The organism is Nocardioides cavernaquae (assembly GCF_003600895.1).
In the GTDB taxonomy this organism is placed as follows: domain Bacteria; phylum Actinomycetota; class Actinomycetes; order Propionibacteriales; family Nocardioidaceae; genus Nocardioides; species Nocardioides cavernaquae.
Window position 1 is genome coordinate 3,289,037 of record NZ_QYRP01000002.1, and the last position, 25,180, is coordinate 3,314,216.

The 25,180-nt window shown below is 69.3% G+C and carries 22 protein-coding genes and 1 pseudogene; 10 read left to right on the plus strand and 13 right to left on the minus strand.

What is annotated here, in order from left to right:
• Positions 1-28: 28 nt before the first annotated feature.
• A complete protein-coding gene (locus tag D4739_RS15825; protein ID WP_120061500.1) occupies positions 29-736 on the plus strand; it encodes a DUF4191 domain-containing protein in 708 nt (235 codons plus the stop codon).
• Here D4739_RS15825 and D4739_RS15830 read toward each other — a convergent pair.
• The 3 genes from D4739_RS15830 to D4739_RS15840 are packed head-to-tail and all read right to left on the minus strand — an operon-like array spanning position 733 to position 2,789.
• The gene (locus D4739_RS15830) at positions 733-1,521 is read right to left on the minus strand and encodes a hypothetical protein (RefSeq protein ID WP_120061501.1); all 789 of its coding nucleotides are present in this window, start codon (positions 1,519-1,521) and stop codon (positions 733-735) included. The two genes, D4739_RS15825 and D4739_RS15830, sit on opposite strands and share 4 nt — an antisense overlap.
• On the minus strand, positions 1,518-2,369 hold the full coding sequence (locus tag D4739_RS15835; RefSeq protein ID WP_120061502.1) for a hypothetical protein: 852 nt from the start codon (positions 2,367-2,369) through the stop codon (positions 1,518-1,520). Before D4739_RS15835 ends, D4739_RS15830 begins: the two co-directional genes overlap by 4 nt.
• 24 nt (positions 2,370-2,393) lie before the next feature.
• Positions 2,394-2,789, minus strand: coding sequence for an RDD family protein (locus D4739_RS15840; RefSeq protein WP_238473679.1), 396 nt, complete (start codon positions 2,787-2,789; stop codon positions 2,394-2,396).
• A gap of 187 nt (positions 2,790-2,976) precedes the next feature.
• Between D4739_RS15840 and D4739_RS15845 the strand changes: the two genes are divergently transcribed.
• From D4739_RS15845 to D4739_RS15855, 3 genes are all read left to right on the plus strand, one after another.
• Positions 2,977-5,154 carry a glutamine synthetase III family protein gene (locus D4739_RS15845; RefSeq protein ID WP_120061503.1) on the plus strand — a complete coding sequence of 726 codons (2,178 nt, stop codon included), beginning with the start codon at positions 2,977-2,979 and terminating at the stop codon, positions 5,152-5,154.
• Positions 5,155-5,293: 139 nt separating this feature from the next.
• Positions 5,294-6,715, plus strand: a complete 1,422-nt coding sequence (gene glnA / locus D4739_RS15850) for a type I glutamate--ammonia ligase (RefSeq protein WP_120061504.1) — start codon at positions 5,294-5,296, stop codon at positions 6,713-6,715.
• Between the two features lie 208 nt (positions 6,716-6,923).
• Positions 6,924-7,613 carry a ferredoxin--NADP reductase gene (locus tag D4739_RS15855; protein WP_120061505.1) on the plus strand — a complete coding sequence of 230 codons (690 nt, stop codon included), beginning with the start codon at positions 6,924-6,926 and terminating at the stop codon, positions 7,611-7,613.
• A 24-nt stretch (positions 7,614-7,637) separates the two neighbouring features.
• Here the strand turns inward: D4739_RS15855 and D4739_RS15860 are convergent, their stop codons facing one another.
• The 3 genes and pseudogenes from D4739_RS15860 to D4739_RS15870 form a co-directional block, all read right to left on the minus strand.
• Positions 7,638-8,219, minus strand: a complete 582-nt coding sequence (locus D4739_RS15860; RefSeq protein WP_120061506.1) for a hypothetical protein — start codon at positions 8,217-8,219, stop codon at positions 7,638-7,640.
• 32 nt (positions 8,220-8,251) lie between these two features.
• The gene (locus tag D4739_RS15865; RefSeq protein ID WP_120061507.1) at positions 8,252-9,271 is read right to left on the minus strand and encodes an aromatic ring-hydroxylating dioxygenase subunit alpha; all 1,020 of its coding nucleotides are present in this window, start codon (positions 9,269-9,271) and stop codon (positions 8,252-8,254) included.
• Positions 9,268-10,197: pseudogene (locus D4739_RS15870) on the minus strand (PDR/VanB family oxidoreductase); the annotation flags it as partial. The pseudogene D4739_RS15870 and the gene D4739_RS15865, both read right to left, overlap by 4 nt.
• A gap of 55 nt (positions 10,198-10,252) precedes the next feature.
• Between D4739_RS15870 and mqo (D4739_RS15875) the strand changes: the two are divergent.
• Together mqo (D4739_RS15875) and D4739_RS15880 are read left to right on the plus strand one after the other, a co-directional pair.
• On the plus strand, positions 10,253-11,731 hold the full coding sequence (gene mqo, locus D4739_RS15875; protein WP_182920507.1) for a malate dehydrogenase (quinone): 1,479 nt from the start codon (positions 10,253-10,255) through the stop codon (positions 11,729-11,731).
• A 25-nt stretch (positions 11,732-11,756) separates the two neighbouring features.
• Positions 11,757-13,274: an amidohydrolase gene (locus tag D4739_RS15880; RefSeq protein ID WP_120061508.1), complete on the plus strand. Its 1,518-nt coding sequence runs from the start codon at positions 11,757-11,759 to the stop codon at positions 13,272-13,274.
• Positions 13,275-13,297: 23 nt separating this feature from the next.
• Here D4739_RS15880 and D4739_RS15885 read toward each other — a convergent pair whose 3' ends face one another.
• Entirely contained in the window at positions 13,298-14,131 is an 834-nt protein-coding gene (locus D4739_RS15885; RefSeq protein ID WP_120061509.1) for an SDR family oxidoreductase, read from the minus strand.
• A gap of 95 nt (positions 14,132-14,226) precedes the next feature.
• Here D4739_RS15885 and D4739_RS15890 point away from each other — a divergent pair, with 95 nt between their 5' ends.
• Positions 14,227-15,792 (plus strand): peptide chain release factor 3, encoded by a 1,566-nt coding sequence (locus D4739_RS15890; RefSeq protein ID WP_120061510.1) that lies wholly within the window; start codon positions 14,227-14,229, stop codon positions 15,790-15,792.
• A 28-nt stretch (positions 15,793-15,820) separates the two neighbouring features.
• Here the strand turns inward: D4739_RS15890 and D4739_RS15895 are convergent, their stop codons facing one another.
• Both D4739_RS15895 and D4739_RS15900 read right to left on the minus strand, forming a co-directional pair.
• Entirely contained in the window at positions 15,821-16,138 is a 318-nt protein-coding gene (locus tag D4739_RS15895) for a UBP-type zinc finger domain-containing protein (RefSeq protein ID WP_120061962.1), read from the minus strand.
• Between the two features lie 17 nt (positions 16,139-16,155).
• Positions 16,156-17,595: an ATP-binding protein gene (locus D4739_RS15900; protein ID WP_120061511.1), complete on the minus strand. Its 1,440-nt coding sequence runs from the start codon at positions 17,593-17,595 to the stop codon at positions 16,156-16,158.
• A gap of 114 nt (positions 17,596-17,709) precedes the next feature.
• On the opposite strand from D4739_RS15900, the gene D4739_RS15905 reads away from it, so the two are divergent.
• The 3 genes from D4739_RS15905 to D4739_RS15915 all read left to right on the plus strand — a co-directional run bounded on the left by D4739_RS15905 (position 17,710) and on the right by D4739_RS15915 (position 21,956).
• The gene (locus D4739_RS15905) at positions 17,710-19,368 is read left to right on the plus strand and encodes an NAD(P)/FAD-dependent oxidoreductase (protein WP_182920449.1); all 1,659 of its coding nucleotides are present in this window, start codon (positions 17,710-17,712) and stop codon (positions 19,366-19,368) included.
• Positions 19,369-19,446: 78 nt separating this feature from the next.
• A complete protein-coding gene (mqo, locus tag D4739_RS15910) occupies positions 19,447-20,973 on the plus strand; it encodes a malate dehydrogenase (quinone) (protein ID WP_120061513.1) in 1,527 nt (508 codons plus the stop codon).
• The gene (locus D4739_RS15915) at positions 20,970-21,956 is read left to right on the plus strand and encodes a 5'-3' exonuclease (RefSeq protein WP_120061514.1); all 987 of its coding nucleotides are present in this window, start codon (positions 20,970-20,972) and stop codon (positions 21,954-21,956) included. Before mqo (D4739_RS15910) ends, D4739_RS15915 begins: the two co-directional genes overlap by 4 nt.
• Before the next feature lies 1 nt (position 21,957).
• On the opposite strand, the gene D4739_RS15920 is transcribed toward D4739_RS15915, so the two are convergent.
• Genes D4739_RS15920 through D4739_RS15935 form a run of 4 tightly spaced genes read right to left on the minus strand, consistent with a single transcriptional unit; the run spans position 21,958 to position 25,163 of the window.
• The gene (locus D4739_RS15920) at positions 21,958-22,665 is read right to left on the minus strand and encodes a spermidine synthase (RefSeq protein ID WP_120061515.1); all 708 of its coding nucleotides are present in this window, start codon (positions 22,663-22,665) and stop codon (positions 21,958-21,960) included.
• A 2-nt stretch (positions 22,666-22,667) separates the two neighbouring features.
• Positions 22,668-23,084, minus strand: a complete 417-nt coding sequence (locus tag D4739_RS15925; protein ID WP_120061516.1) for a hypothetical protein — start codon at positions 23,082-23,084, stop codon at positions 22,668-22,670.
• The gene (locus tag D4739_RS15930; protein ID WP_120061517.1) at positions 23,071-23,523 is read right to left on the minus strand and encodes a hypothetical protein; all 453 of its coding nucleotides are present in this window, start codon (positions 23,521-23,523) and stop codon (positions 23,071-23,073) included. The genes D4739_RS15925 and D4739_RS15930 overlap by 14 nt, the downstream gene beginning before the upstream one ends.
• A complete protein-coding gene (locus D4739_RS15935) occupies positions 23,520-25,163 on the minus strand; it encodes a magnesium transporter MgtE N-terminal domain-containing protein (protein WP_120061518.1) in 1,644 nt (547 codons plus the stop codon). Before D4739_RS15935 ends, D4739_RS15930 begins: the two co-directional genes overlap by 4 nt.
• Positions 25,164-25,180: the final 17 nt, after the last annotated feature.

Below are 25,180 nucleotides of genomic sequence, written 5' to 3' on the forward strand. Positions count from 1 at the left end.
AACAAGACAGCCACCGGAGACACCGCACATGTCGACTCCTGCCGCACCGCCCACCAAGCGCCGCCAGCAGCTCGTCCAGGCCTACAAGATGGCGCGCAAGACCGACTCGCGCCTCCTGATCTGGATCATCGCCGCCTTCGTTGTCTTCGGCGCCCTGGGCTTCCTGCTGCTCTCGTTCATCCCTGGCCCGGACACCCTGCGCATCGTCCTCAGCGTCATCGGAGCGATCCTCTTCGGCGTCATCGGTGCGCTGGCAGTCTTCGGCCGGCGCGCCCAGAAGGCAGCGTTCCTGCAGATGGAGGGCCAGAAGGGCGCCTCCGTCGCGGCCCTGTCGACCCTGCGTCGAGGCTGGAAGGTCAACCAGATGCCGGTGGCGTTCAACAAGCAGCAGGACCTCGTCTTCCGCGTCGTCGGCCCCCCGGGCATCGTCCTCGTCGGTGAGGGCAGCGGCGCCCGCATCAAGCAGCTGCTCGCCAGCGAGAAGCGCAACCACGAGCGCGTGCTGAGCGAGACGCCGATCCACGAGGTCATCCTCGGCAACGGCGCCGGCGAGGTCCCGCTGCCGAAGCTGGTCCGTCACGTCACCAAGCTCGGTCGCAACGTCAAGCCCGCGCAGATGACCGACATCCTCAACCGGCTCAAGGCCCTGGACGCAAACCGTTCCGCGGTCCCGATCCCGAAGGGCCCCGTGCCGACCAGCATGAAGGGCCAGCGCGGCAACACCAAGGGTCGCTAGCGCGGGATGAGGTCTTCCTCGTCCGGCGGCTTGATGCTCAGCGGCTCGCAGTAGCCACTGAAGGTCATGGTGGTCTTGCCGCCGTCAACCTCGCCCTGCACCTTGTGCACGAGGTTCCAGGCATCGACCCAGACGTACCAGGTGACGTACGCCGGCATGCCGGCCGGCGCGTCGATGCCGGCCGCGCGGGCTGCGAGGCGCGGGTCGACGTTGAACTCGTAGAACTCCGTCTTCGAGCCGTCGTCCAGCGTCTCCTTGCCGACGTACTTCACGCCGACGAGCCCGGCCTCCCATGCGGTGAGGCTGGCGTTGATGCCCGCGCTCTCGAGCTCGGCCTTCATCGGCTTGGCCACCGGGTCGCGCGGGTCGTTGATGTCGATCGGCACGAACTTGCCCTCGGGCGTGATGCCGTCGCCGGACACATACATCGTCTCGTCGAGGTAGATCAGGCGCAGCCCGATGCCGTCGGCGCCCGACATGGTCAGATCCATGCTGGTCAGCTCGTCGGCGGTGGAGTCGCCGGAGCCCTCCATCGAGACCGTCCGCTTGCCCACGGTCTCGTCCACCCGGAAGCGTTGGGTGAGGCGGCGGTCAGCGGCCTTGCCGAGCAGGTCGGACGCGTTCTTGAGCGTCAGGTGCCCGGCGCGACGGGTGGTCAGGCCGCACGGGCCCTCCGCGGCCTTGTCCTCCGTCCTGGCCGGGTCGCCGCCACCACATGAGGTGAGGGTGGAGGCCAGTGCCACGACGGCGAGCGAGGCCGCCGCGCGGCGTACCTGGCGCGTCACCCGTTGGCCATGAGCTGCGATGCGGGCGGCTTCTGGACGTCGACGTCCTTGCCGAACTGCGAGAACGTGCCGTCCATGACGAACTTCTTGCCCTGCACGGGCATCTCCATCTGCATGCCGCGCATGCGGTTGTCGTCATCGAGGTAGAGCTCCATGACGACGGTGTCGGGAAGGCTCGCGCCTCCGGCCAGGGAGGCGAGCTGCGAGGAGTCCATGCGCACGCGGTAGCGATCGACCTCCACGCCCGAGCGCTCGGTCTCGCCGAGGTAGGTCACCGCACGGATCGCCTTCGCGAACTCGTCGACCTGCGCGGCCGGGTCCATGCTTTTCAGGGACTGGGCGATGTCACCAGGAGCATCGTCGAGGTCGACGACCATGAACTTGTCCTCGGCCACGCCGGGCATGCGCATGTAGAACGAGCCCTCGACGAGCCGGATCTCGGCCTTGCCCACCTGCGGGAGCGTCATCGTCATGATCGCCTCCGGGTCCTTGCCCGAGGCGTCGATGTCACCCTCGGTGACCACCCTCTGTCCGGCCACCTCCATCACGATCCGCGCGTGGCTGGAGGAGACGTCGCTGTTGCCGTCCTTGAGGTCGTCGACGAACGACTCGACGGACACGGCCTGCCCCTTGGACGGGTCCGACGCATCCGCGGAGCTGGAGCCGGCGGTGGGACCGGAGGGCGATGGGGAGGTCGACCCGCTGGTCGGAGAGCTGTTCGCGGCCTCGTCCTTCGCGGCGCCGTCCTTCGCAGCGCCGTCCTTGTCGCCGCACCCTGTCAGCACGAGGGTGCCGACGACGGCGCATGCGGCCAGCGAGCGGGTCAGCTTGATGTGCCGGAAATCCATGTCTTCGTGCACTCCGTTCAGTTCTCAGCCTGCGTGGAGGGGAACCACGCGCGAGCCCGCGACCAGGTCGTGCAATCCACGACCGTCGGGCTTGAAGACCAGCGGCGGGATCACCAGCGCGATCATGGCAGACCGGGCCAGCGCTGGCAGGGGTCCGAGGCGCCCTCCGTCGAGCCGTACGACGCGGAGCCGCGTCATCAGCTGGCCGAAGGATCCGCCGAGCAGCGTCGTGAAGACGGCGGCCTCCACGACGAAGATCCCCAGCGTGTAGAAGCCGGACACGTTGCTGCCCGACCAGCGGTCGGCTCCGAGCACCAGGACGGTGATGGCGGTGCATGCCATCCAGTCGATGACGAGGGCCAGGAGGCGCCTGCCCCAGGAAGCGGTCTCTGGTGCGAGGTCAGCGGCGGAGTTGGTCACGGCGTCACGCTAGTCGAGGGCTTGGCAACCAGCCCTCACAACCTCTTCACGGTCCGCGTTGTGGCCTGTGCCACAGGTTCTGTTACATGCCCGAAACACAAGGGTACGGGAGCGAAACGCCACGCCACTAGGGTTCCCGGGAAACCCGATTCAGGCGACACCGGATCGCCGAGCCAAGGAGCACTGCATGACTGCGAACCCCACCCGTCTGGGTGCGATCCGTGAGATCGAGGCCAACGAGGCCCCGACCGCTTTCTTCAACGGCACCGACGAGTCGCCCGAGATCTTCGGCGAGAACGTCTTCTCGCTTCCGGTGATGGCCAAGCGCCTCCCGAAGTCGGTCTACAAGTCGGTCGCCGCGACCATCGAGAAGGGCGACAAGCTCGACCCGGCCATCGCCGACGTCGTTGCCGCCGCGATGAAGGACTGGGCGATGGAGAAGGGCGTCACGCACTACGCGCACGTCTTCTACCCGCTCACCGGCCTGACCGCCGAGAAGCACGACTCCTTCATGGAGCCGGTCGGCGACGGCACCGCGATCTGGGAGTTCCAGGGCAAGATCCTCGTCCAGGGCGAGCCCGACGCGTCGTCGTTCCCCAACGGCGGCATCCGCGCCACGTTCGAGGCCCGCGGTTACACCGGTTGGGACGTCCAGTCGCCGGCGTACATCCTCGAGAACCCCAACGGCTCGACGCTGTGCATCCCGACCATCTTCGTGTCGATGACCGGCGAGGCCCTTGACTACAAGACCCCGCTCCTGCGTTCGCAGAAGGCGATGTCGGAGCAGGCCACGCGCGTCCTGGCTGCCTTCGGCCACAAGGACATCGACAACGTCGTCTCCTACTGCGGTCCCGAGCAGGAGTACTTCCTGGTCGACACCTCCTTCGTCAACTCCCGCCCCGACCTGCTCATTGCCGGTCGCACCCTCTTCGGCGCCAAGCCGGCGAAGGGCCAGGAGTTCGACGACCACTACTTCGGTGCCATCCCGGAGCGCGTCCTCGCGTTCATGCACGACACCGAGCGCGCGCTGTTCAAGCTGGGCGTCCCGGCGAAGACCCGCCACAACGAGGTGGCCCCCGGCCAGTTCGAGATCGCCCCGGTCTTCCAGAAGGCCAACCTGGCCGCCGACCACCAGCAGCTGCTCATGACGACCTTCAAGTCGATCGCGAAGCGCCACGGTTTCGCGGCGCTCTTCCACGAGAAGCCGTTCGCGGGCGTCAACGGCTCGGGCAAGCACGTCAACTTCTCCTTCGGCAACGGCAACCAGGGCAACTTCCTGAACCCGGGTGACAACCCGCACGACAACGCGCAGTTCCTCGTGTTCTGCGCCGCCGTGATCCGCGCCGTCCACCTCTACGGCGGCCTGCTGCGCGTGTCGATCGCCTCGGCCGGCAACGACCACCGCCTGGGCGCCAACGAGGCCCCGCCGGCGATCATCTCGATCTTCCTCGGCGACCAGCTGCAGGACGTCTTCGAGCAGATCGCGAAGGGTGGTGCGACCTCCTCGAAGCAGAAGGGCGCCCTCTCGGTCGGTGTCGACAGCCTCCCCGTCCTGACCCAGGACGCCGGCGACCGCAACCGCACCTCGCCGATGGCCTTCACCGGCAACCGCTTCGAGTTCCGCGCCGTCGGCTCGGCCCAGACCGTTGCCGCGCCGCTCGTCATCATCAACACGATCATGGCCGAGGCGCTCGACTACATCGCGACCGAGCTCGAGGCTGCAGTCGCGTCCGGCACCGAGTTCAACGCTGCCGTCCAGCAGGTCCTCGCCAAGGTCATCGAGCAGCACGGCGCCGCGGTCTTCAACGGCAACGGCTACTCCACCGAGTGGCACGAGGAGGCCGTCACCCGCGGCCTGAAGAAGCTCGACACCACCGTCGACTCCCTCCCGGAGTACCAGACGCCGGAGGCCAAGGAGCTGTTCTCGAAGTACGGCGTCTTCAACGAGGCCGAGCTCGAGGCCCGCTACGAGGTTGCCCTCGAGCAGTACCTCATGGCCGTCAACGTCGAGGCCAACCTGACCGAGGAGATCGCCAAGACGACGATCCTGCCGTCGGCAGTCCGCTACCAGACCGAGCTCGCCGACAACGTCGCCTCCCTCGAGGCGGCTGGCATCGAGGCCGACAAGTCCGACCTGCTCGCCTTGTCCGAGCTCGTCGCGACGCTCCGTACCGGCATCAAGGGCCTCCAGGCTGCGGTCGCCGGTCAGCACGACACCGAGGGCATCGAGGAGGCGGCGTACGTCAAGGACACCGTCCTCCCGGCGATGCTCGTGGTCCGTGAAGCCGCGGACGCCCTCGAGTCCGTCGTCGCCGACGACCTCTGGGACCTCCCGACCTACCAGGAGATGCTCTTCATCCGATGAGTTCCTGAGGGTCTGACCTCACGAGGACCGGTCCCCGCTACGGCGGGGGCCGGTCCTCGTTTTTACGTTTGGGGTGCTGTGCCCGCGCGGGCCCCTGTTGTAAGTTGCCGACAGGTTCAGATCGCGACCAGGAGGACGAATGTTCACCACTCAGGATGAGCTCCTGAAGTACATCAAGGACGAGGGCGTCGAGATCGTCGACGTGCGCTTCGTCGACCTGCCGGGCATCGAGCAGCACTTCACCGTGCCCGTGTCCTCGTTCGACGAGTCGGTCTTCGAAAACGGGCTGAGCTTCGACGGCTCCTCGATCCGCGGCTTCCAGGCGATCAACGAGTCGGACATGTCGCTGTTCCCCGACGTGAGCACGGCCTACATTGACCCGTTCCGCATCGCCAAGACGCTGGTGCTGAGCTTCTTCATCCACGACCCGATCACGGGCGAGGCCTACTCGCGCGACCCGCGCAACATCGCGCGCAAGGCGCAGGCCTACCTGGCCTCCACCGGCATCGCGGACACGGCGTACTTCGCGCCGGAGGCGGAGTTCTACATCTTCGACTCGGTCCGCTACGCGACCGGCCCGAACGAGGGCTTCTACCACATCGACTCCATCGAGGGCTGGTGGAACAGCGGCCAGGACAATGCCGACAACAAGGGCTACAAGACCCGCTTCAAGGGCGGCTACTTCCCCGTCGCGCCCTACGACCACTTCACCGATCTGCGTGACGTGATGACCAAGAACCTCGAGGCCTCAGGCCTGCTCGTCGAGCGCGCGCACCACGAGGTCGGCACCGCGGGCCAGGCGGAGATCAACTACCGCTTCGACACGCTGCTCAAGGCCGCGGACGACGTGATGAAGTTCAAGTACATCATCAAGAACACCGCCTGGGAGGCCGGCAAGTCGGTCACGTTCATGCCCAAGCCGCTCTTCGGCGACAACGGCTCCGGCATGCACGTCCACCAGTCCCTGTGGACCAACGGCGAGCCGCTCTTCTACGACGAGACCGGCTACGCAGGGCTGTCCGAGATGGCGCGCCACTACATCGGCGGCATCCTCAAGCACGCCCCCGCCGTATTGGCCTTCACCAACCCGACGGTGAACTCCTACCACCGCCTGGTGCCTGGCTTCGAGGCGCCGATCTCGCTGGTCTACTCCTCGCGCAACCGCTCGGCGTCGGTCCGGATCCCGATCACCGGCACGAACCCCAAGGCCAAGCGCGTCGAGACCCGTTTCCCCGACCCGTCGGCGAACCCGTACCTCGCGTTCTCGGCGCTGATGCTCGCCGGTCTCGACGGCATCAAGAACAAGATCGAGCCGGCCGAGCCGATCGACAAGGACATCTACGAGCTCCCGCCGGACGAGATGGCCGAGATCGCGCAGGTGCCCACCTCGCTCAACGCGGTGCTTGAAGCGCTCGAGGCCGACAGCGACTTCCTCACCGAGGGCGGCGTCTTCACGCCCGACCTCATCGAGACCTGGGTCGACTACAAGCGGGCCAACGAGATTGCTCCGGTCGCCCTGCGTCCGCACCCGCACGAGTTCGAGCTCTATTACGACATCTGACAAGCGAGCAGCTCCTGCCAGCAGGCGGGTTCGGGCGCCGCCAGTCCAACGGGACTGGCGGCGCCTGCCGGTTTTCCGGGGTCCGAGCGGGGCGGCGTTGGCATCGCCGCCGTGGCGATTGCCAACCCGATGGTGTGACGCCGACGAATCCGTAGGATCGACCCGCTTCAGCACGGACCGGCTGGGCACCACCAGGAGGACTCGGCTGATGCCGCACCAGAACGTCGACATCCCGCTCACCGTCATCGCGCGACGTCCAGAGACGCCGGACCACCTGACACTCGTGTTCCAGCGACCGCCACGCTTCGAGTTCGAGGCTGGAGACTGGATCGACCTGGAGATCCCTGGCCAGGAGCTCGCGGGTGGGCGCACCTACTCGCTGTCCTCCTCCCCCGGCGAGCCGGATCTCGCGATCACGTTCAAGGTCGGGCAGAGCGGGTTCAAGCGCGCTCTCCAGGACCTGTCTCCCGGCGACCAGCTCCGGATGACGGCGTACGGCAATGACTACGACTTCTCGCTGCGCCAGCACCGGTCGAGCGTGCTGATCGCGGCGGGCGTGGGGGTCGCGCCGTTCCGCAGCATGATCGCCGAGATGGCCGAGACCGCCAGCGGTGAGTCGGCGCACCTGATCTACCTCAACCGCACCGACGAGTTCTTGTTCAAGAGCGAGCTCGACGGCTGGAGCGAACAGCTTTCCGGGGTGCGGATCAACTACGTCGTGACGGCCGGCATGAAGAGCAAGGAACGCCGCCGGATCCTCGCCGACAGCGTCGACGACGCCGTGCACTACTACTACATCGCCGGGCCGCCGGCGATGATCGAGGCGACCGAGGCCGTCCTCATGGACGCGGGCGCGGACCACCACGACATCCGCATCGACTCATTCGACGGCTACTGAGCCGGCATCACATCCGACGCGACGTCAGACACCGACGATCGCGAGGACGCCAAGCCCCACGACCAGCAGCGGCAGCAGGATCAGGAGGGCCCGGACCCAGCGAGGCCGACCGGAGACGCTGCCCGGTGGCAGGCTCGGCGCGAGCAACACGGCAAACATCGCCGTCTCGACGCAGCAGAAGCCGGCGTACAGAACGAGTGCCACCGCCGTGTGCATGACACCGTGGTCATCCGCGTCGAGGACGACGTAGACCCCGAAGCCGACCGCCCACGCGATCAGCAGGACGCGCAGCCAACGCCACCAGTCGCGCCGCGCGACACCCAGCGCCGCGGGGATGATCGTGGGGAACATCGCGGCGCCGGCCGCCATGAAGCACCCGAGTCCGAGCACCATGCCTACGACCCGCGCCGCGACCGTCCACCGCCGGGCGCCACGACGACGGGCGAGGTCGGTCAGACCCACGGTCAGACCCAGGATCGTGAAGACGACCAAGATCGCGCTGGTGCCCGCCCACGAGAACTCCGGCTCCGACGAGACGAAGCGCATCCACCCGCGCAGCAGGGCCCCGTAGCCGAGCCCCAACAGGACAAAACCGACAACGCGCATGGCCCAGCGTAGGACAGCCCGAGCTCCCGAGACTACGGGTGCTGCGAGCCCCGCTCCTCTTCCACCATCGAGGTCAGGATACGCCGCGCACGTACGGCGGCACGGTCCGCCTTCACGTTGACGTAGCGCCGCGGGGTGGTGTCCTCGTCGAGGCAACGCTGCACGGTCTCGAGCACCGCGAAGTCGCGGTTCGCCATCTCGTGGAAGACGGCGGCCAGCAACGCACCCGCATCGGGCGAGACGGACGCTCCACGCCAGGAGATCTGCAGGAAGACGTGGGTCGCCCCCGACGACACGGGCGTGAAGCCGTGGGTCCGCACGAGCTCCAGGTCGGGGCCGGCAGAGCCGCTGATCGTGTAGGTCTGCTTGTGCAGGCCGGGGGTCACGAAGGCACCCGTCTCCTTGCGGCCGAACGACTCGACGCTGTCGAGCCCGGAGATCTGGGCCTCCCACGGCGCCAGCGGTGCCTTGGGCAGCTCGCGCGTGTAGGACACCGAGACCTCGGAGACCTCCACCTCTTCCAGAGGCGGCAGCGACTCAATCCCCGGGGGCACCAGCTCCGGGTGCATCTCGAAGACGTTGGTGAGGTCGAGGTAGTGCTCGTGCAGCAGCATCAGGCTGGCAGCCACGTCGCGCCGCTCCCCCACGCTGCTCCAGCCCTCACCGTCGAGCCACGGCGTCGACGGGGGCGGCCGCAGCCGCTCGCCACCCGGCGTACCGGTCCAGACCCAGACGAAGGGACCGCCCTCGACGACCGGGAAGTCGCGCACCTGAGCTCCCGAGGGCGGGGTTTCCTGCGAGGGGATCCGCACGCAGCGGCCGGTCGCGTCGTACGTGCAGCCGTGGTAGCCGCACACGACCAGGTCGCCCTCGCGGTGGCCGGCCGACAGCGGGTAGGGCCGGTGCGCGCAGCGGTCCTCCAGCGCGGCGACCGAGCCGTCGGCGAGGCGCAAGAGCACCACAGACGTGTCGAGGATGCGTCGAGCGAGGAAGCCGTCGTCGACCTCGTCGGAAGTGGCGGCGACGTACCAGCAGTCGCGGGGGTAGTTCATACGTCCAGCACCAGCTTCTGCGAGAGGGAACGGGAGACGCAGAGCATGATCGTGTCGCCACGCTCGCGCTCTGCCTTGGAGAGGATCGAGTCACGGTGGTCGGGCGTGCCCTCGACCACGTCGGCCTCGCAGGTGCCGCAGATTCCTTCCATGCACGACCCGAGTACGTCGACACCGGCCGCCTCGACCGCGTCGAAGATCGACGTGCCCTCGGGCACTGTCACGGTCACGCCCGAGCGCGAGCAGACCACCTCGAACGAGTCGAGCGCATCCTCCGACGCGACGACCTCCTTCGCGGCGAACCTCTCGATGTGCACGCTGCCGTCTGACCAGCCCGCACACGCCTCCTCGACCGCGTCGAGGAAGACGCCCGGTCCACAGTAGTAGACCAGCGTGTCCGCCTGCGGAGTGGCCAGGAGCGAGGTGAGGTCGAAACGATCACCCTCGTCACGCGGCGCCAGCGTCACGCGCTCATCCGCCTCGAACCGGTCCAGGAAGGCCATCGACGCGCGGGAGCGGCCGGCGTACAGCAGGCTCCACTCGGCGCCGCGCGCCTCGGCCGCCTCGATCATCGCGAGGATCGGCGTGATCCCGATGCCGCCGGCGATGAAGAGGTAGCGCGGCGAGGCGACGAGCGGGAAGTGGTTGCGCGGCCCGCGCACGCGGACGGTCGCACCCTCCGCCAGTCTCTCGTGGACGTACGCCGACCCGCCGCGGCTCTGCGGGTCGCGCAGGACCCCGACCTTCCAGGACGACTCGTCGGCGGAGCTGCCGCACAGGGAGTACTGCCGCGTCAGCGACGGGCCGAGGACGAGGTCGATGTGGGCGCCGGCGGTCCAGGGTGGAAGCGGTGCGCCGGTCGGGTCGGCGAGGGTGAGCTCGACGACCCCCTCAGCCACCTCACGACGCGTCTGGACCTGCAGGTCGAAGACCGAGCCCCTGCCCGAGCCGATCGACGTCCTTCTGATCGGTGGCGGGGTCATGAGCGCCACGCTCGCGACCCTCATCTCCGAGGTCGAACCGACCTGGACGGTGCAGGTGCTCGAGCGCCTCGATCGCCCCGCGCGCGAGAGCTCGGGGCCGTGGAACAACGCTGGCACGGGCCACTCGGCGCTCTGCGAGCTCAACTACACGCCGGTGGACGAGGACGGCTGCGTCAACGTCGCGAAGGCAGTCGAGGTCAACGAGCAGTTCCAGGTCTCGCGGCAGCTGTGGTCCTTCCTCGTGGAGAACGGCCGGATCCCCGATGCCGACGCATTCATCCACCCGACTCCCCACATGAGCTTCGTCTGGGGCGCGGAGAACGTCGCCTACCTCCGCGAGCGCCACGCGATCCTGGCCGCCCACCCGCTGTTCGCGGGCATGGAGTACTCCGAGGACCCGATCCAGATCGCCGCGTGGGCACCGCTCCTGATGGCCGGCCGCACCGGCGACGAGCCGGTCGCCGCGACGTACTCGGTCGAGGGCAGTGACGTCGACTTCGGCGCCCTGACCAAGCTCATGCTCGACTCGGCGGCCAGCCGCGGCACCCAGGTCAGCTACCACGCCGACGTCCGGAAGCTGCAGCGCGGCCCGGATGCCTTCTGGTGGGCGACAGGCAAGAAGGACGGAGCGAAGTTCACCTACCGGGCGCGCTTCGTGTTCGTGGGTGCGGGAGGTCGCGCCCTCACGCTTCTGCAGAAGTCCGGCATCCCCGAGATCCACGGCTTCGGCGGCTTCCCGGTCAGCGGCGAGTTCCTGCGGACCAACAACCCCGAAGTGGTCGCGCGCCACCAGGCCAAGGTCTACGGCAAGGCTGCGGTCGGGGCTCCCCCGATGTCGGTGCCGCACCTGGACACCCGCGTCGTCGGCGGCGAGCAGTGGCTCATGTTCGGACCGTACGCCGGGTTCAGCCCGCGCTATCTGAAGCACGGGTCGCTGATCGACATGCCGCGGGCGTTCAACCTGCGCAACCTGCTGCCGATGATCCTGGCCGGGCTGGCGAACATCCCGCTGACGCTCTACCTCGCCAGCCAGCTGATCGCGCGCCCGAAGAAGAAGTTCAAGGACCTCCTCGACTTCTACCCCGACGCGCACACCCGGGACTGGAAGAAGATCACCGCCGGCCAGCGCGTCCAGGTGATCCGGCCCGAAGGCGTCCTGCAGTTCGGCACGGAGCTGATCAGCCACGCCGACGGCTCGATCGCGGGGCTGCTCGGCGCGTCCCCCGGTGCCTCCACCGCCGCTCACGTCATGCTCGAGGTCCTCGAGCGCTGCTTCCCCGCGAAGTGGGAGGAGTGGCAGCCCAGGCTGCGGGAGATCATCCCGACGCACGGCACGGCGCTGAGCGATGACCCCACTCGTGCGCGTGCCGTCCAGGAGCACACCGCGCAGGTGCTCGGCCTCCGCGTGCCCGAGGTCACCCAGTCCCCGAGCACGGTGATCGATACGCCCAGCGAGGTCGCTCTCGCGCAGGAGTGAACCGCGCGGCCCCTACCGTGGGGCCATGACGAGTTTCCTGCTGCGCGGTGCCCGGTTGGTCGACGTCGACGGCACCCGGCGCAGTGCGGAACCGGTCGACGTACGTGTCGCTGACGGCATGGTCGCGGCTGTCGGTGCGCACCTGCCCGCCACCGGCGTGCCCGAGGTCGCTGCCGACGGGCGCTGGCTCTCCCCCGGCCTCTGGGACCAACACGTCCACCTCGGCCAGTGGAGCCTGACCAGCGCGCGGCTCGACCTCGCCCCGGTCCGCTCGGCCGAGCAGGCAGTGGCCCTGGTCCAGGAGCGGCTCGCCGAGTGGCCGGACCTGCCCGTGATCGGCTGGGGCCACCGCCCCAGCGGCTGGCCCCAGCAGCCGGTGGTCTCGATGCTCGACGCGCTCGACACCGACCAGCCGGTGATCCTGATCGCCGGCGACGGCCACCACGCCTGGCTCAACTCACGCGCGTTGATGGCGCTGCACCTGCCCTCGCGCGAGGGGGTGGTGGCCGAGGCCGAGTGGTTCAGCGCCTATGGCCGGCTCAGCTCGGTGCTCGGCGACGACGGCACCGGGCCAGACGCCTACCGACGCGCCATGGAGCAGGCCGCACAGCTCGGCGTAGTCGGTCTGACCGACTTCGAGTTCAGCGGCGGTCACACGGAGTGGGCCGAGCGCTGGGCGGCGGGGGCCGACCTGTTGCGGATCCGGATGGCGACGTACGCCGACGGGCTCGACGCCGTGATCGCTGCCGGGTTGCGCACCAGCGACCGGCTGCCCGGCTGCGACGACCGGGCCCGGATGGGTCCGCTGAAGATCATCAGCGACGGTTCGCTGAACACCGCGACGGCCTGGTGCTGCGAGCCGTACGCCGGACCGTCGCCGTACGGCTTCCCGCACGGGCAACCCAACCAGTCGCCCGAGGAGCTGCGCGACCTGCTGCGCCGCGGCACAGCCCACGGGCTGCAGGTCGCGGTCCACGCCATCGGCGATCGCGCGGTCGGCGAGGCACTCGACGCGTTCGCGGAGACCGGCGCCCGGGGTTCGATCGAGCACGCCCAACTGGTCCGCCGTGACGACGTACGACGCATGGCGGAGCTCGGCGTGACCGCCAGCGTCCAGCCCGCCCACCTGCTCGACGACCGCGACGTGACCGAGCGGCTGTGGCCCGGCCAGGCCGGGCGCAGCTTCGCGCTGCGCTGGATGCTCGACGACGGGGTGCACCTCGCGATGGGGTCGGACGCGCCGGTCTCACCGCTCGACCCCTGGCTCGCGATGGCCGCCGCCGTCCACCGCTCGGCAGACGACCGGGAGGCCTGGCACCCGGAGCAGGCCATCACCCCTCGCGAAGCACTCGCCGCGTCCACGGACGGCTGGGGCACCGTCGCCGTCGGCCACCCCGCCGACCTGATCCTGCTCGACGCAGATCCGCTGGCCTCCGAGGAGGAGCCGGCCACCGCGGCATCACGGAGGCGCGGCGTGAACGTTGCGGTCACCTGGGTCGCCGGCAACGCGGTCCACGACTCCTCGGGTTGCGCCTCTCTGTAGGCGATGCTGGAGTCCGGACCCGGTCAGAGCCTCGGAGGAACGCCCGTCATCTTGCGGAGGATCAGATCCACGACCGGAGTCGGCGAGGCACCCGTCAGCGTCGCCTGTGCCTTCGGGAACGCGCCAACCACGTAGCGAGCACGGGGGCGCCGCGCGGCCAGTGCCTTCTCGATCGACTGGGCCACCTTGTCGACGGGTGCGGCCAGCTTCTGGGACAGCGGGATCGACTTGCGAAAGCCGGCTGCGTGCACGGCGTACAGCTCCTGCGCCGCCAGTGGCATCGCCGCGATGTAGGCGTCGAAGTCTGCCTCGGCGTTGGCCCACAGGTCAGTCGCGATCTGGGCCGGCTCGACGAGCGAGACCCCGATCCCCCACGGCTTCAGCTCCATCCGGAGGGCGTCGGCCGCACCCTCGAGGGCGAACTTCGACGCGTTGTACGGACCAGTGAGCGGGGTGGCGATGCGACCGCTCAGGGACGAGGTGAAGACGATCCGGCCGCGCGATTCGCGCAGGCGCGGGAGCAGGGCCTGGGTGACCGCCATGTGCCCGAAGAAGTTCACCTCCATCTGAGCCCGGAGCATCGCGACGGGGATGCCCTCCATCGGCCCGAGCATGGCCACACCGGCGTTGTTGACCAGGGCATCGAGCTCGGTCACCTCATCCGCCAGGCGCACCACCTGCTCGGCATCGGTGATGTCGAGGAGGACCGGCGTGATCCGCGAGGACGCGGCCACCAGCGCGTCACCGTCGGCCTCCTGGCGCACGCCAGCAAGCACGTCCCAACCCGCCGCTGCGAGTCGAAGGGATGTGGCGCGGCCGATGCCGCGCGAGGCACCGGTGATGAGGACCTTGGGCATGGAGGGACTCTAGCGTCGAGACTTCTTCCCCGAGGACCGCGCGGCATGACCGCGGCCGTCATCCGGAGCGCCGGCTGACCGGTAGAATCCGGCCAGTGTCCGACACTCGCCCCCGCCGCACCTTCGCCGTCATCAGCCACCCCGACGCGGGCAAGTCCACGCTGACGGAGGCGCTCGCCCTCCACGCGCGGGTGATCACCGAGGCCGGCGCTGTCCACGGCAAGGGCGACCGTCGCGCGACGGTGTCCGACTGGATGGCGATGGAGAAGGCCCGCGGCATCTCGATCACGTCCGCCGCACTGCAGTTCGTCTATCGCGACCACGTGATCAACCTGGTCGACACCCCCGGCCACAGCGACTTCTCGGAGGACACCTACCGCGTGCTGTCGGCCGTCGACTCGGCCGTCATGCTGGTCGACGCGGGCAAGGGGCTCGAGCCGCAGACGCTGAAGCTCTTCCAGGTCTGCGCACTCCGTGGCATCCCCGTCATCACCGTCATCAACAAGTGGGACCGGCCAGGCCTCTCCGCGCTCGAGCTGATGGACCTGATCCAGGAGAAGATCAAGCTCCGGCCCACTCCCCTGACCTGGCCCGTCGGCGAGGCCGGCGACTTCCGCGGCGTCCTCGACCGGCGCACGGGCGAGTTCATCAAGTACACCCGTACGGCGGGTGGCGCGACGCGCGCGCCCGAGCGCCGCATGGACGCCTCCGAGGTGGAGGAGAACGACGCCCTGGTCTGGTCGCACGCCGTCGAGGAGCACGAGCTGCTCTCGCTCGACGAGGCCGACCACGACCAGGAGCGCTTCCTCGCCGGAAAGACCACTCCGGTGATGTTCGCCTCCGCGCTGCAGAACTTCGGCGTGGCACAGCTGCTCGACCTGCTCCTCGACCTGGCCCCCGAGCCGACGGCCACCGCCGGCGTCGACGGGTCGGTCCGCGAGGTCTCCGACGACTTCAGTGCGTTCGTCTTCAAGGTGCAGTCCGGCATGAACAACTCGCACCGTGACCGCCTGGCCTACGCGCGGATCGTCTCGGGCTCGTTCGAGCGCGGCATGATCGTGACGCACGCCGCCACCAAGCGCCCGTTCGCCACGAAGTTCGCCCAGGCCGTGTTCGGCCGGGAGACGACATCGGTCGAGACCGCCGAGCCCGGTGACATCGTCGGCTTCGTCAACGCCCAGGCCCTGCGCGTCGGCGACACGGTCTATGTCGGCGACCCGATCGAGTTCCCGCCGGTGCCGACCTTCGCACCCGAGCACTTCGTCACCGCTACCGCCGGCGACATCAGCCGCTACAAGCAGTTCCGCAAGGGCATCGAGCAGCTCGACCAGGAAGGCGTCGTCCAGGTCCTGCGCTCCGACCTTCGTGGCGACCAGAGCCCGGTCCTTGCGGCCGTCGGCCCGATGCAGTTCGAAGTGGTCGAGGACCGGATGGTCAACGAGTTCAACTCGCCGATCCGGTTCTCACGACTCGACTACCAGGTCGCCCGGCGGACCGATGCCGACGGCGCGGCGGCCCTGCGCGGGCTGCGCGGCGTCGAGGTGCTCCAGCGCACTGATGGCACCCACCTGGCGCTCTTCGTCGACCAGTGGCGCGCCAAGACCACCGCGAGGGACCTCCCCGACGTCATGCTCGAAGAGCTGCCGGCCGGCGGCAACTAGCTCCAGCAGTCGGCGCTTCCCGCTTCGGTCAGTGGATCAGTTCCTGCCAGTTCGACGGGACCCTGCCGCCGGGGCCCGGCGCCGGCTGGTCGTCCGGATGGCTGGTCGGGGGCAGGAGATCCGGACCGGATCCGAGCTGCTCGCCGGCGAAGTCCCAGAACCAGTCCTCCCCCGGCTCGAAGCTCTGCACGATCGGGTGCCCGGTCTCCCGGAAGTGCGCGGTCGCGTGCTGGGACGGCGAGGTGTCACAGCACCCCACGTGTCCGCAGAGCGCGCAGCGCCGCAGGTGCACCCACCAGCCACCCGCGGCCTCGCACTCCTGACAACCGGTGCCGCTCGGCGGCATCGACACGTTGATCCCCCTCACCCGACCTGCGCCCCGATCAGCTCGCGGGTGCGCACCATGTCGGGGACCGCGCCGACTCCCTCGAAGGTCGTCAGGGCGCGCGTCAGCTCAGCCATCGACGCGGCGGCGTCCCCACGTGCACGCAGGATCTCGCCGACCAGCCGCCTGGCCCGCGCTCCCTCGTAGATGAGGTCGACCTCGCAGTAGAGCGCGTCGGCGTCCTGCGCTGCGGCAAGGGCCGCATCGAGTTCCCCACGGGCGAGCGCGACTGCAGCCACGGCGTACGCCGCCGCGGCGCGGAGCGCGGGACGCCCGTTGACTGCGGCGATCTCGCCGAGCTCGCCGGTGGCGCTGGCCGCGGTGTCGATGTCGCCTGTCGCCAGGGCCACCTCCACCTGGGTCGGCAGCAGCTTGGCCCGGTCCAGTCCGCTGATGCTCCGGTCGGCCAGCGCGCGGCGGATCGAGGCGGCCGCACCCCGCAGGTTCCCCCGCTGCACCAGCACCTCGGTCAGCCCCGGTTGCGGGGTCACTCCCATCTCCTGGGCCTGGCCGAAGGCCTCCTCGGCCGCGTCCAGGTCGCCGAGCTTGAGGCGCACCTCGCCGAGCTCCTTGAAAGCCAGCGCCGCGAACTCGAGGTTGAACGAGGCGAGCTCGACGCTGGCGGTCCGGGCCTCCTCCTCCGCAACCGCGAGGTCGCCGCGCAACCGCATGATCTCCGCACGGTGCACCCGGCACACGCCCGGGAAGCCGTTGATCGCCTGCCGGTCGCACCACGTCGTCGCGGCCTCGGTCCAGCGCCCGGCCCGCTCCCAGTCATGGGTGTGGGCGTTGGTCGCGATCATCATGCAGTAGATCGACCCCGTCGCCCGGGCGCCGAGCTCACCGTTGACGGCCCCCACGGTGGACTCCTCGATCATCCGGAGCCCGGCATCCGGGTCCGCGCCGCCGAAGGCCAGCGAGAGCCCCTCGACCGCATGGGCGAGCGCCCACAGGTCCTTGTCCTGGAACCGGGCCGCGATGTCCGCGGCCTGCGACGCCAGAGCGCCGATCCTGTGCCAGTCCCCCTCGCCACGGGCCATGAAGCCGCGGGCCAGCACCAGCCAGCCGTGCTCGGCCGCCTCGGGTTCGTCCTCGAGCAGGCGCGACGCCTTCTGCAACCACGCGGCCGCGCTGGAGAACTCGGTCAGGTCAGCGTGGTGTCCGGCGAGCTCGGTCGCGACGCGCGCGGCCCCGAGCACGTCGCCCGCCTTCAGGTAGCCGCCGTGGGCGCGCTCGCGCAGTGCGATGCAGTGGCGCATCTTGCCGATCCACCAAGCGCATTCCGCCATGGCGTCGAGGTCGCGGGCGTCCAGCGGCGCCGCAGCGTCGGCTGCCGCGAACAGGTCGAAGCCCTCTCGCCAGGCGTAGCGGGAGACGGCCTCGTGGGCGGCGGTGACACCGCCTGTGGCGCTGTCCATGATCGATTGAAGCACGGAAATCGCGGTTGGTTCCCCGTCCCCAGCAGACAGGGCCAGAATGACTAGATGGCCCTACCCCCGTCGGCCCCAGCACCTCCAGGACATGCATCGCCGATGCCCGTCATCCTGGCGGTCGATGACGACCCGGACGTCATCGAGCTGATCCGCAGCGAGCTCGTGGACCGCTACGGACGGGCCTACCGGATCGAGATCGCCCGGGCGTCGTCAACTGCCCTGAAGCTGCTCGAGGACCTGCGGGAGAGGGGTGACCAGGTCGCCCTGGTCCTCGCTGACCAGTGGCTCCCCGACGGCACCGGGTGCGAGGTGCTCGCGAGCGCTCGCGAGCTGTTCCCGCATGCCCGGCGGCTGCTGCTGATCTCCTGGGGCGAGTGGGCCGTCGAGGCCACGGCCCGGCCGCTCCGGCTCGGCATCGGCCTGGGAAACGTCGACTACTTCGCGCTCAAGCCGTGGCGCGCCGCCGACGAGCTGTTCCACCGCACCGTGACCGAGTTCCTCCACGAATGGGTGGGCTCCGACGCATCGCTGTCCCGTGAGCTCACCGTCGTCGCCGACCAGGACGACGCCCGCGCGAGCGACCTGCGGACCCTGCTGACCCGCAACCAGGTCCCCTACGTCTTCCACGACCGGAGCTCCCCGGAAGGCGCCGCGGTGCTCGCCGAGGCGCGGGAGACCGACACCACAGCGCCCGTTGTCGTCCAGCGCAACGGCCTGGTGCTGGTGGACCCGACGAACGTCGACATCGCCAGGGCGTACGGCGCCAACACGGCGCTGCGCGGCTCCCGTGACTTCGACGTGGCCGTGATCGGTGCCGGACCGTCCGGGCTCGCCGCCGCGGTCTACGCGTCGTCCGAAGGCCTGCGCACCGTCGTGCTCGAGCGCGAGACGATCGGCGGGCAGGCCGGGACCAGCTCACGGATCCGCAACTACCTCGGGTTCCAGCGCGGCATCAGCGGCGCCGACCTGGCGCAGCGGGCGCAGCAGCAGGCGTGGCTGTTCGGCACGACGTTCGTGCAGATGTGCGAGGCACAGGGACTGCGCGCCGACGGCGACCGCTTCTACCTCGCGTCCACGATCGGGCCGGAGATCTCGACCAGGGTGGTCATGCTCGCGATGGGGGTCAGCTACCAGCGCCTCGGCATCCCGACGTTGGAGGCACTCGTCGGGACCAGCGTCTTCTACGGCGCCTCGCCCTCGGAGGGTGAGCGCTTCACGGGCCGGTCGGTGTTCGTCGTGGGCGGCGGCAACTCCGCCGGCCAGGCAGCCGTGCACCTGGCCAGGCACGCCTGCCGGGTCACCATCCTGGTGCGCCGCGCAACGCTGGCCGAGACGATGTCGCGCTACCTGATCGACGAGATCGAGGGGCAACCGAACATCACCGTCCGCTACCAGACCCAGATCGTCGACGGCACCGGCGACAGCCGCTTGGAGAGCCTGACCCTGCAGGACTCGGGCACCGGGAAGACAGAGACGGTCCCTGCGGATGCCGTCTTCGTGCTGATCGGCGCACGTCCCTACACGCAGTGGCTGCCCGAGGACGTCCAGCGCGACCGCTACGGCTTCGTGGTGACCGGCCAGGCCAACCCCGGATGGGTCCCGGAACGGGCGCCCTTCATGTTCGAGTCCTCGATGGCCGGCGTCTTCGCGGTGGGTGACGTCCGGTCCGGTTCGGTCAAGCGCGTGGCGTCGGCGGCTGGCGAGGGCTCGGTCGCGATCGCGCAGGTGCACGAGTACCTCCAGCTGCTCGAGTCCTAGTTTCCCCTTGCCTGGCTTGTGATCGGGATCTCAAAATCGACCCCTTCGCGGACCCCCGGTGCTTGTGAAAGTTTTCTCATGGTCCATAAAAGATGGGTGCATACCACTACCAATCAGACCCTTTCCGGGCTGCACACCACCGATGTGCTGCTCGTCGGCGGCGGAATCATGAGCGCCACCCTCGCGTCCCTGATCTCCGAGCTCGAGCCCACCTGGAGCATCCGGGTCCTCGAGCGCCTCGACCGCCCTGCCCGCGAGAGCTCCGGGCCGTGGAACAACGCCGGCACCGGCCACTCCGCCCTGTGCGAGCTGAACTACACGCCGCAGGACGACGACGGCACCGTCGACATCTCGAAGGCCGTCGCGGTCAACGAGCAGTTCCAGGTCTCGCGCCAGCTCTGGTCCTTCCTCGTGGAGTCGGGTCGCATCCCCGAGCCCGGGGCGTTCATCCACCCCACGCCGCACATGAGCTTCGTGTGGGGTGCGGACAACGTCGCCTACCTGCGCGAGCGCCACGCGCTCCTCGCCGCACACCCCCTCTTCGAGGGCATGGAGTACTCCGAGGACCCGGCCGTCATCGCCGGGTGGGCTCCGCTGCTGATGGCTGGCCGCACGGGCGACGAGCCTGTCGCCGCGACGTACTCCGTCGAGGGCACCGACGTCGACTTCGGCGCCCTCACCAAGCTGATGCTCGACAGCGCCGCCGAGCGCGGCCTGCGCGTCGACTACAACGCCGAGGTCGCGAAGGTACGCCGCCGCCGCGACAGCAGCGACGGCCTCTGGGAGGTCTCCGGCAAGCAGGACGGCGAGCGCTTCACCCACCACGCACGCTTCGTCTTCGTGGGCGCCGGCGGCCAGGCCCTGACGCTGTTGCAGAAGTCCGGCATCCCCGAGATCCAGGGCTTCGGCGGCTTCCCGGTCAGCGGCGAGTTCCTGCGCACCTCGAACCCCGAGATCGTCGCCCGCCACCACGCCAAGGTCTACGGCAAGGCCGCGGTCGGCGCTCCGCCGATGTCCGTGCCCCACCTCGACACCCGGGTCGTCGGCGGCGAGAACAGCCTGATGTTCGGCCCGTACGCCGGGTTCAGCCCCCGCTTCCTCAAGCACGGCTCGATGTTCGACCTGATCCGCTCGATCCGCTGGCACAACCTGCTGCCGATGGTGCAGTCCGGACTGAAGAACATCCCGCTGACGGTCTACCTGATCACGCAGGTGATCGCCCGCCGCGCCACCAAGTTCGCCGAGCTGCAAACCTTCTTCCCCGACGCCGACCCGGCTGACTGGGAGAAGGTCACGGCGGGTCAGCGCGTCCAGGTGATCCGGCCCGACGGCGTGCTGCAGTTCGGCACCGAGCTGATCACCCACGCCGACGGTTCCATCGCCGGCCTGCTCGGAGCCTCCCCCGGCGCCTCGACGGCTGCGCACGTCATGCTCGAGGTGCTCGAGCGGTGCTTCCCCGATCAGTGGACCGAGTGGCAGCCTCGCCTGCGGGACATCGTGCCCAGCCACGGCGTCGCGCTCGCCGGTGACCCGGAGTTCGCACGCGAGCTCCAGCACCGCACGGCGAAGATGCTCGGGCTCGACCTGAGCAACGCTCACGCGTGACCGCTGAGCGCAAGCTCCTTCTCGTCGTCGACGCCCCGTCGCTCCTGCATCGCAACCACCACGCACGAGCGCACACCCGGATCACCGACCGGTCGGGGCGGCCCGTCTGGGCCCTGCACGGGATGCTGCGCCAGATCATCGAGGCGATCGACACCTTCGCCCCCGACGCGGTGATCTTCGGGCTCGACGACCGCTCGGGATCGGTGCGTCGCGACTTCTACCCTGACTACAAGGCCGGTCGGGCAGTGAAGGACGCCGAGCTCGTCGAGCAGCTCGATCGGGCCGGAGCGCTCCTCGACGCGCTGGGGCTGGCCACGCTGACTCCCCCGGGACTCGAGGCCGATGACGTCAACGCATCGGGCGCAGCCTGGGCGCGCGCCAACGACTGGAACTGCGTCATCGTCACCTCCGACCGCGATGCCTTCGCCTGCATCAGCGAGCACACCCAGGTCCTGCGGCTGATCAACGGCGGCATCAACGGCTCGCCGCTGCTCAACCCGCGGCGCCTCTACGCGATGTACGGCGTGGCCGCCGAGCACTACCTCGAGTACGCCGCCCTGCGCGGCGACGCCAGCGACAACCTGCCCGGCGTGTCCGGCATCGGCGAGAAGACCGCCGCGATCCTGCTCGAGCAGGTCGGGTCCATGGAAGCGGTCTGGGCCGACATCGACCACAACGGCGGCCAGGCAGTCGTGGCCACCCTGGACGGATGGGCCGAGGAGACCGGCAACCGACGCCTCGGCGCGACCGTCCTCCGTCGACTCACCGCGGCCGGCGCGCGCGAGCGCTTCGACTTCAACGTGCGGCTCATGTCGGGACGTGAGGACCTCGACCTCGGGCTCACCCCCGACATCCCGGGCACACCCGGCCTGCTGCCTCTGGACTACGAGCGAGTAGCCCGTGTCGTGGACTTCCTCAACGTGGAGGCGACGTCGGCGTTCGCGCTGCGCGTCCTCAGCACCAACCCGGCCTCGATGGGCTGAGTCAGCCGGGCTTGCCTCCACCGAACGAGTCCGCCACGGCACCGCCCTCGAAGACCCGGTACTCCATCGGGGAGGGCCTGCCGAACGGAGTCGCCGGCACTCCCCCGGAGACGACGATGACGTTGCCCGCGCGGCGCCCCTTCATCGTGGACGGCTCGACACCGATCGCGCCTACGCCCAGGTCCCGGGCCGTTGCCACGAAGCTCCGGGCCCGCGGGAACGGCGGCTTGTCGACGAGGTTGGCGATGAAGGCGCCGCCGGGCGCGAGCACTCGGCGTACCTCCTCGATGAAGGCGGGAGACGTCAGCTCATCGGGCACGACGCCGCCCGCGAAGGCGTCGAGCACCACGACATCCTGCGAGCCGTCCCGCACCACCTTGATGCCGCTCATGCCGTCGACCGGCCGGACCTTGATCCCGCTCCTCGGCGGAAGCGGCGCCTCCGCGCGGACCTTCTCGATCAGCTCCGCCGACGGCTCCAGCACGATCTGCGCTGACCGTGGCCGGGTCACCGCGACGTAGCGCGCGAGCGTCATCGCAGCGCCGCCCACGTGGAGCACCCGGAGCGGCGACGGTGGCCGCGACGGCATCGCGTCGATCACGTCACCGATGCGCCGCACGTAGTCGAAGACCAGCCGGGTCGGGTCGGACAGGTCGACAGCGGACTGCTGCATGTCGTCCAGGGTGAGGATGTAGAGGTCGCCGCTCATCCTCAGTCGACGAGGTCGGCCGTCTGGGTGGTGTTCTTGAGGTCCTTGTCACCGCACCCGGGACCCGGGTACATGAGCACCGCGTGCCTCGCCGGCTGCTTCGGGTCCACGCACGCCCACAGCGGGGCGCCCGGCACCCAGACCTGGTCGACGGCGATGTCGTTGTCCTCGTAGGTCTTGCCGTCGACCTCGTAGTGGTAGATGACCCGGTAGTCCTCCAGCGGCCCGTTGCCGACGCTGCTCGGCAGCTGGTGGTCGGTGATCACCAGCTCGACCCGGGAGGTGAGGTCCTTCTGATCGGGGTGCATCGCACGCCACAGGATGAAGCCCACGACGCTGACGAAGATCGTGACGGCGACAAGGCCGAAGACGAGCGCACCGAGGCAGCCGGTCTTCCCCTTCGCCTCAGAACCCGACACCGGCGAGCACCTCACCCGCGAGCGCGCGGCCTGCGTCGGTGTCCGTGACCATCACGTGCACGATGTACATGTCCTGGCCGTCGGTGCTCACGAGGACCCGGTTGTGCGTGTCGAGGCCCTCGCGGTGTCCGTCGATGGTGCCTTCGGGCGTGCTCGACTCGGAGTCGACGCCCGGCTCCTCGCGCCGCAACTCACCTTCCATCCGCTCGGCAAGCCTGTCCAGCTCCCAGCTGAGGTGGTTGCGCAGCGCGAAGGGAGACGTCATGCGGGTCTGGCGCCGGACCGTGACGGTGAGCGCGATCAGCGTGCGTCCGTCCCCCACCCACTGCAGCACCTGGCCGTGGGTGCCGACGATGAACTTGGGCTCGCCTGCCGGGACCGGGAGCCGCAGTGCTCCACACTCGCCCTCGGTCAGTGCAACAGGGTTCTGCTCGGTCACCGGATCCCCTCCGTGATGTCGTATGCCTTGCCCGTGCCCGGGGGCTTCACCCAGACGTTCGTCGCGGACTCGCCCGTGATGCTGTAGCTGTACTCAGCGCCGGCCAGCTTCTTGCCGAAGACCGAGGCCTCGAAGTCGTTGCCACCCTCGGCGATCTTCTCGACGGTGTACTCCCGGTAGGTCAGCGTCGAGTTCTCGAGTGCCAGCGACGTGGCCCGGTCCATGTCACCGGACTTGACGGCCTCGTAGACCTCCTGGAACCCGGGGTCGGACGGGTTGATCGACATGGTCATCTCGCCGCCGGCACCGAGTGATGCACTGGAGGTGGGATTGGTGGACCCGATGCCGAGGTGCTCGGCGGCAAACGTGCCCGTCGCGCTCATCGACAGCTTGAGCTCGGTCGGAGTCGTGCCCTCCAGCTTCGCCTCGACGGAGATCTTGCCCTGTGCGGTCACCTTCTCGCCGCCGTCGACGCCGGCCTCCACGCTCGCCTGGGCCTCGAACTTGAGGGCGTGCTCGTTCTTGGTCGGGTCGTAGGTGTAGTCGACCCGGGCCTCGCCGGCGCCCGTGACGAGGTCACCGATCTCGCCCTCGACCTCGCCCTTGATGTAGCCGCCGAACTTCACGCTCTGGTCCTCGACGTTGTCGAAGACGTTCTCGACGTTGTCCGCAATGGTGCCGCTGATGTCGGTGATGTCATCGACGCCGACATCCGTCACCGCGTTGCCGAGGTCCTTGAGGAACTTCTCCGCATCCTCGACGGAGTCGAACTGCAGCTCGTAGGCCCCGGTCAGGCCAGCGGTGACACTGCCCTCTGCGCCAGCGGCGTCGATCGACTTGCCCAGGCCACCCTCGAGCTGCACGGACATGGTGACCGAGCCGTCGGCCTCGACCTTGTAGGCAGCCTCGGCCTTGCCCTCGATCTTCCACGAGCCGGCTTCGGCACTGCCCTCGACGGTGCCGGTGATGGAGTCGACCACGACTCCGTCACCGATCAGGTCGGCGAGCAGCTCGGGCTCCATCGCGTCGTACGTCGCCTCGAGGTCCGCCCTGGACATCTCGGCCAGCGCGGCCTTCGCCTTGTCCGTGCTCATCGCCCCGATGGCCGCAGCCCGCACGGCCGGGGACATGGCGGCAAGCGTCGCGGCAGTCGCTGCCGGAGACATCGCCTCGAGGGCCTCGGCCTGTTCCTCCGGCGACATCAGGGCGAGCAGCTTGGCTCGCTCCTCCGGGGACATCGCCTCGAGGGCCTTGGCACGCTCCTCCGGCGACATCTCCAAGAGCTTCTCCGGCGTCAGGCCGGCCACTGGCGTCGAGGTGCCGGGGATCACCGAGCCGGGCGGCAGGACACTGCCGGGCCCGCCGGCCGTGATGCCGCTCGCGATCTCCTGCTCGGCGATGTCCTCGATGACGGAGATCGCCATGGTCTCGATGCCGGTGGCAGCGGTTTCCAGCGTCAGGCGGTGCTGCCCGCTCCAGCCGCTGGTGAAGTCCTGGTAGTCGACACCCTCCCAGCCACCGACCGACTGGTCGATCAAACGCTGGATTTCCTCGCCGATCGTCGCCACCCGGACGCCGGACTGGCGCAGCTGCTCCGCGATGCGTCGGACCCTTTCGGGGTCCATCCCCACGAACGCCATCCACGTTCCTTCCTGAT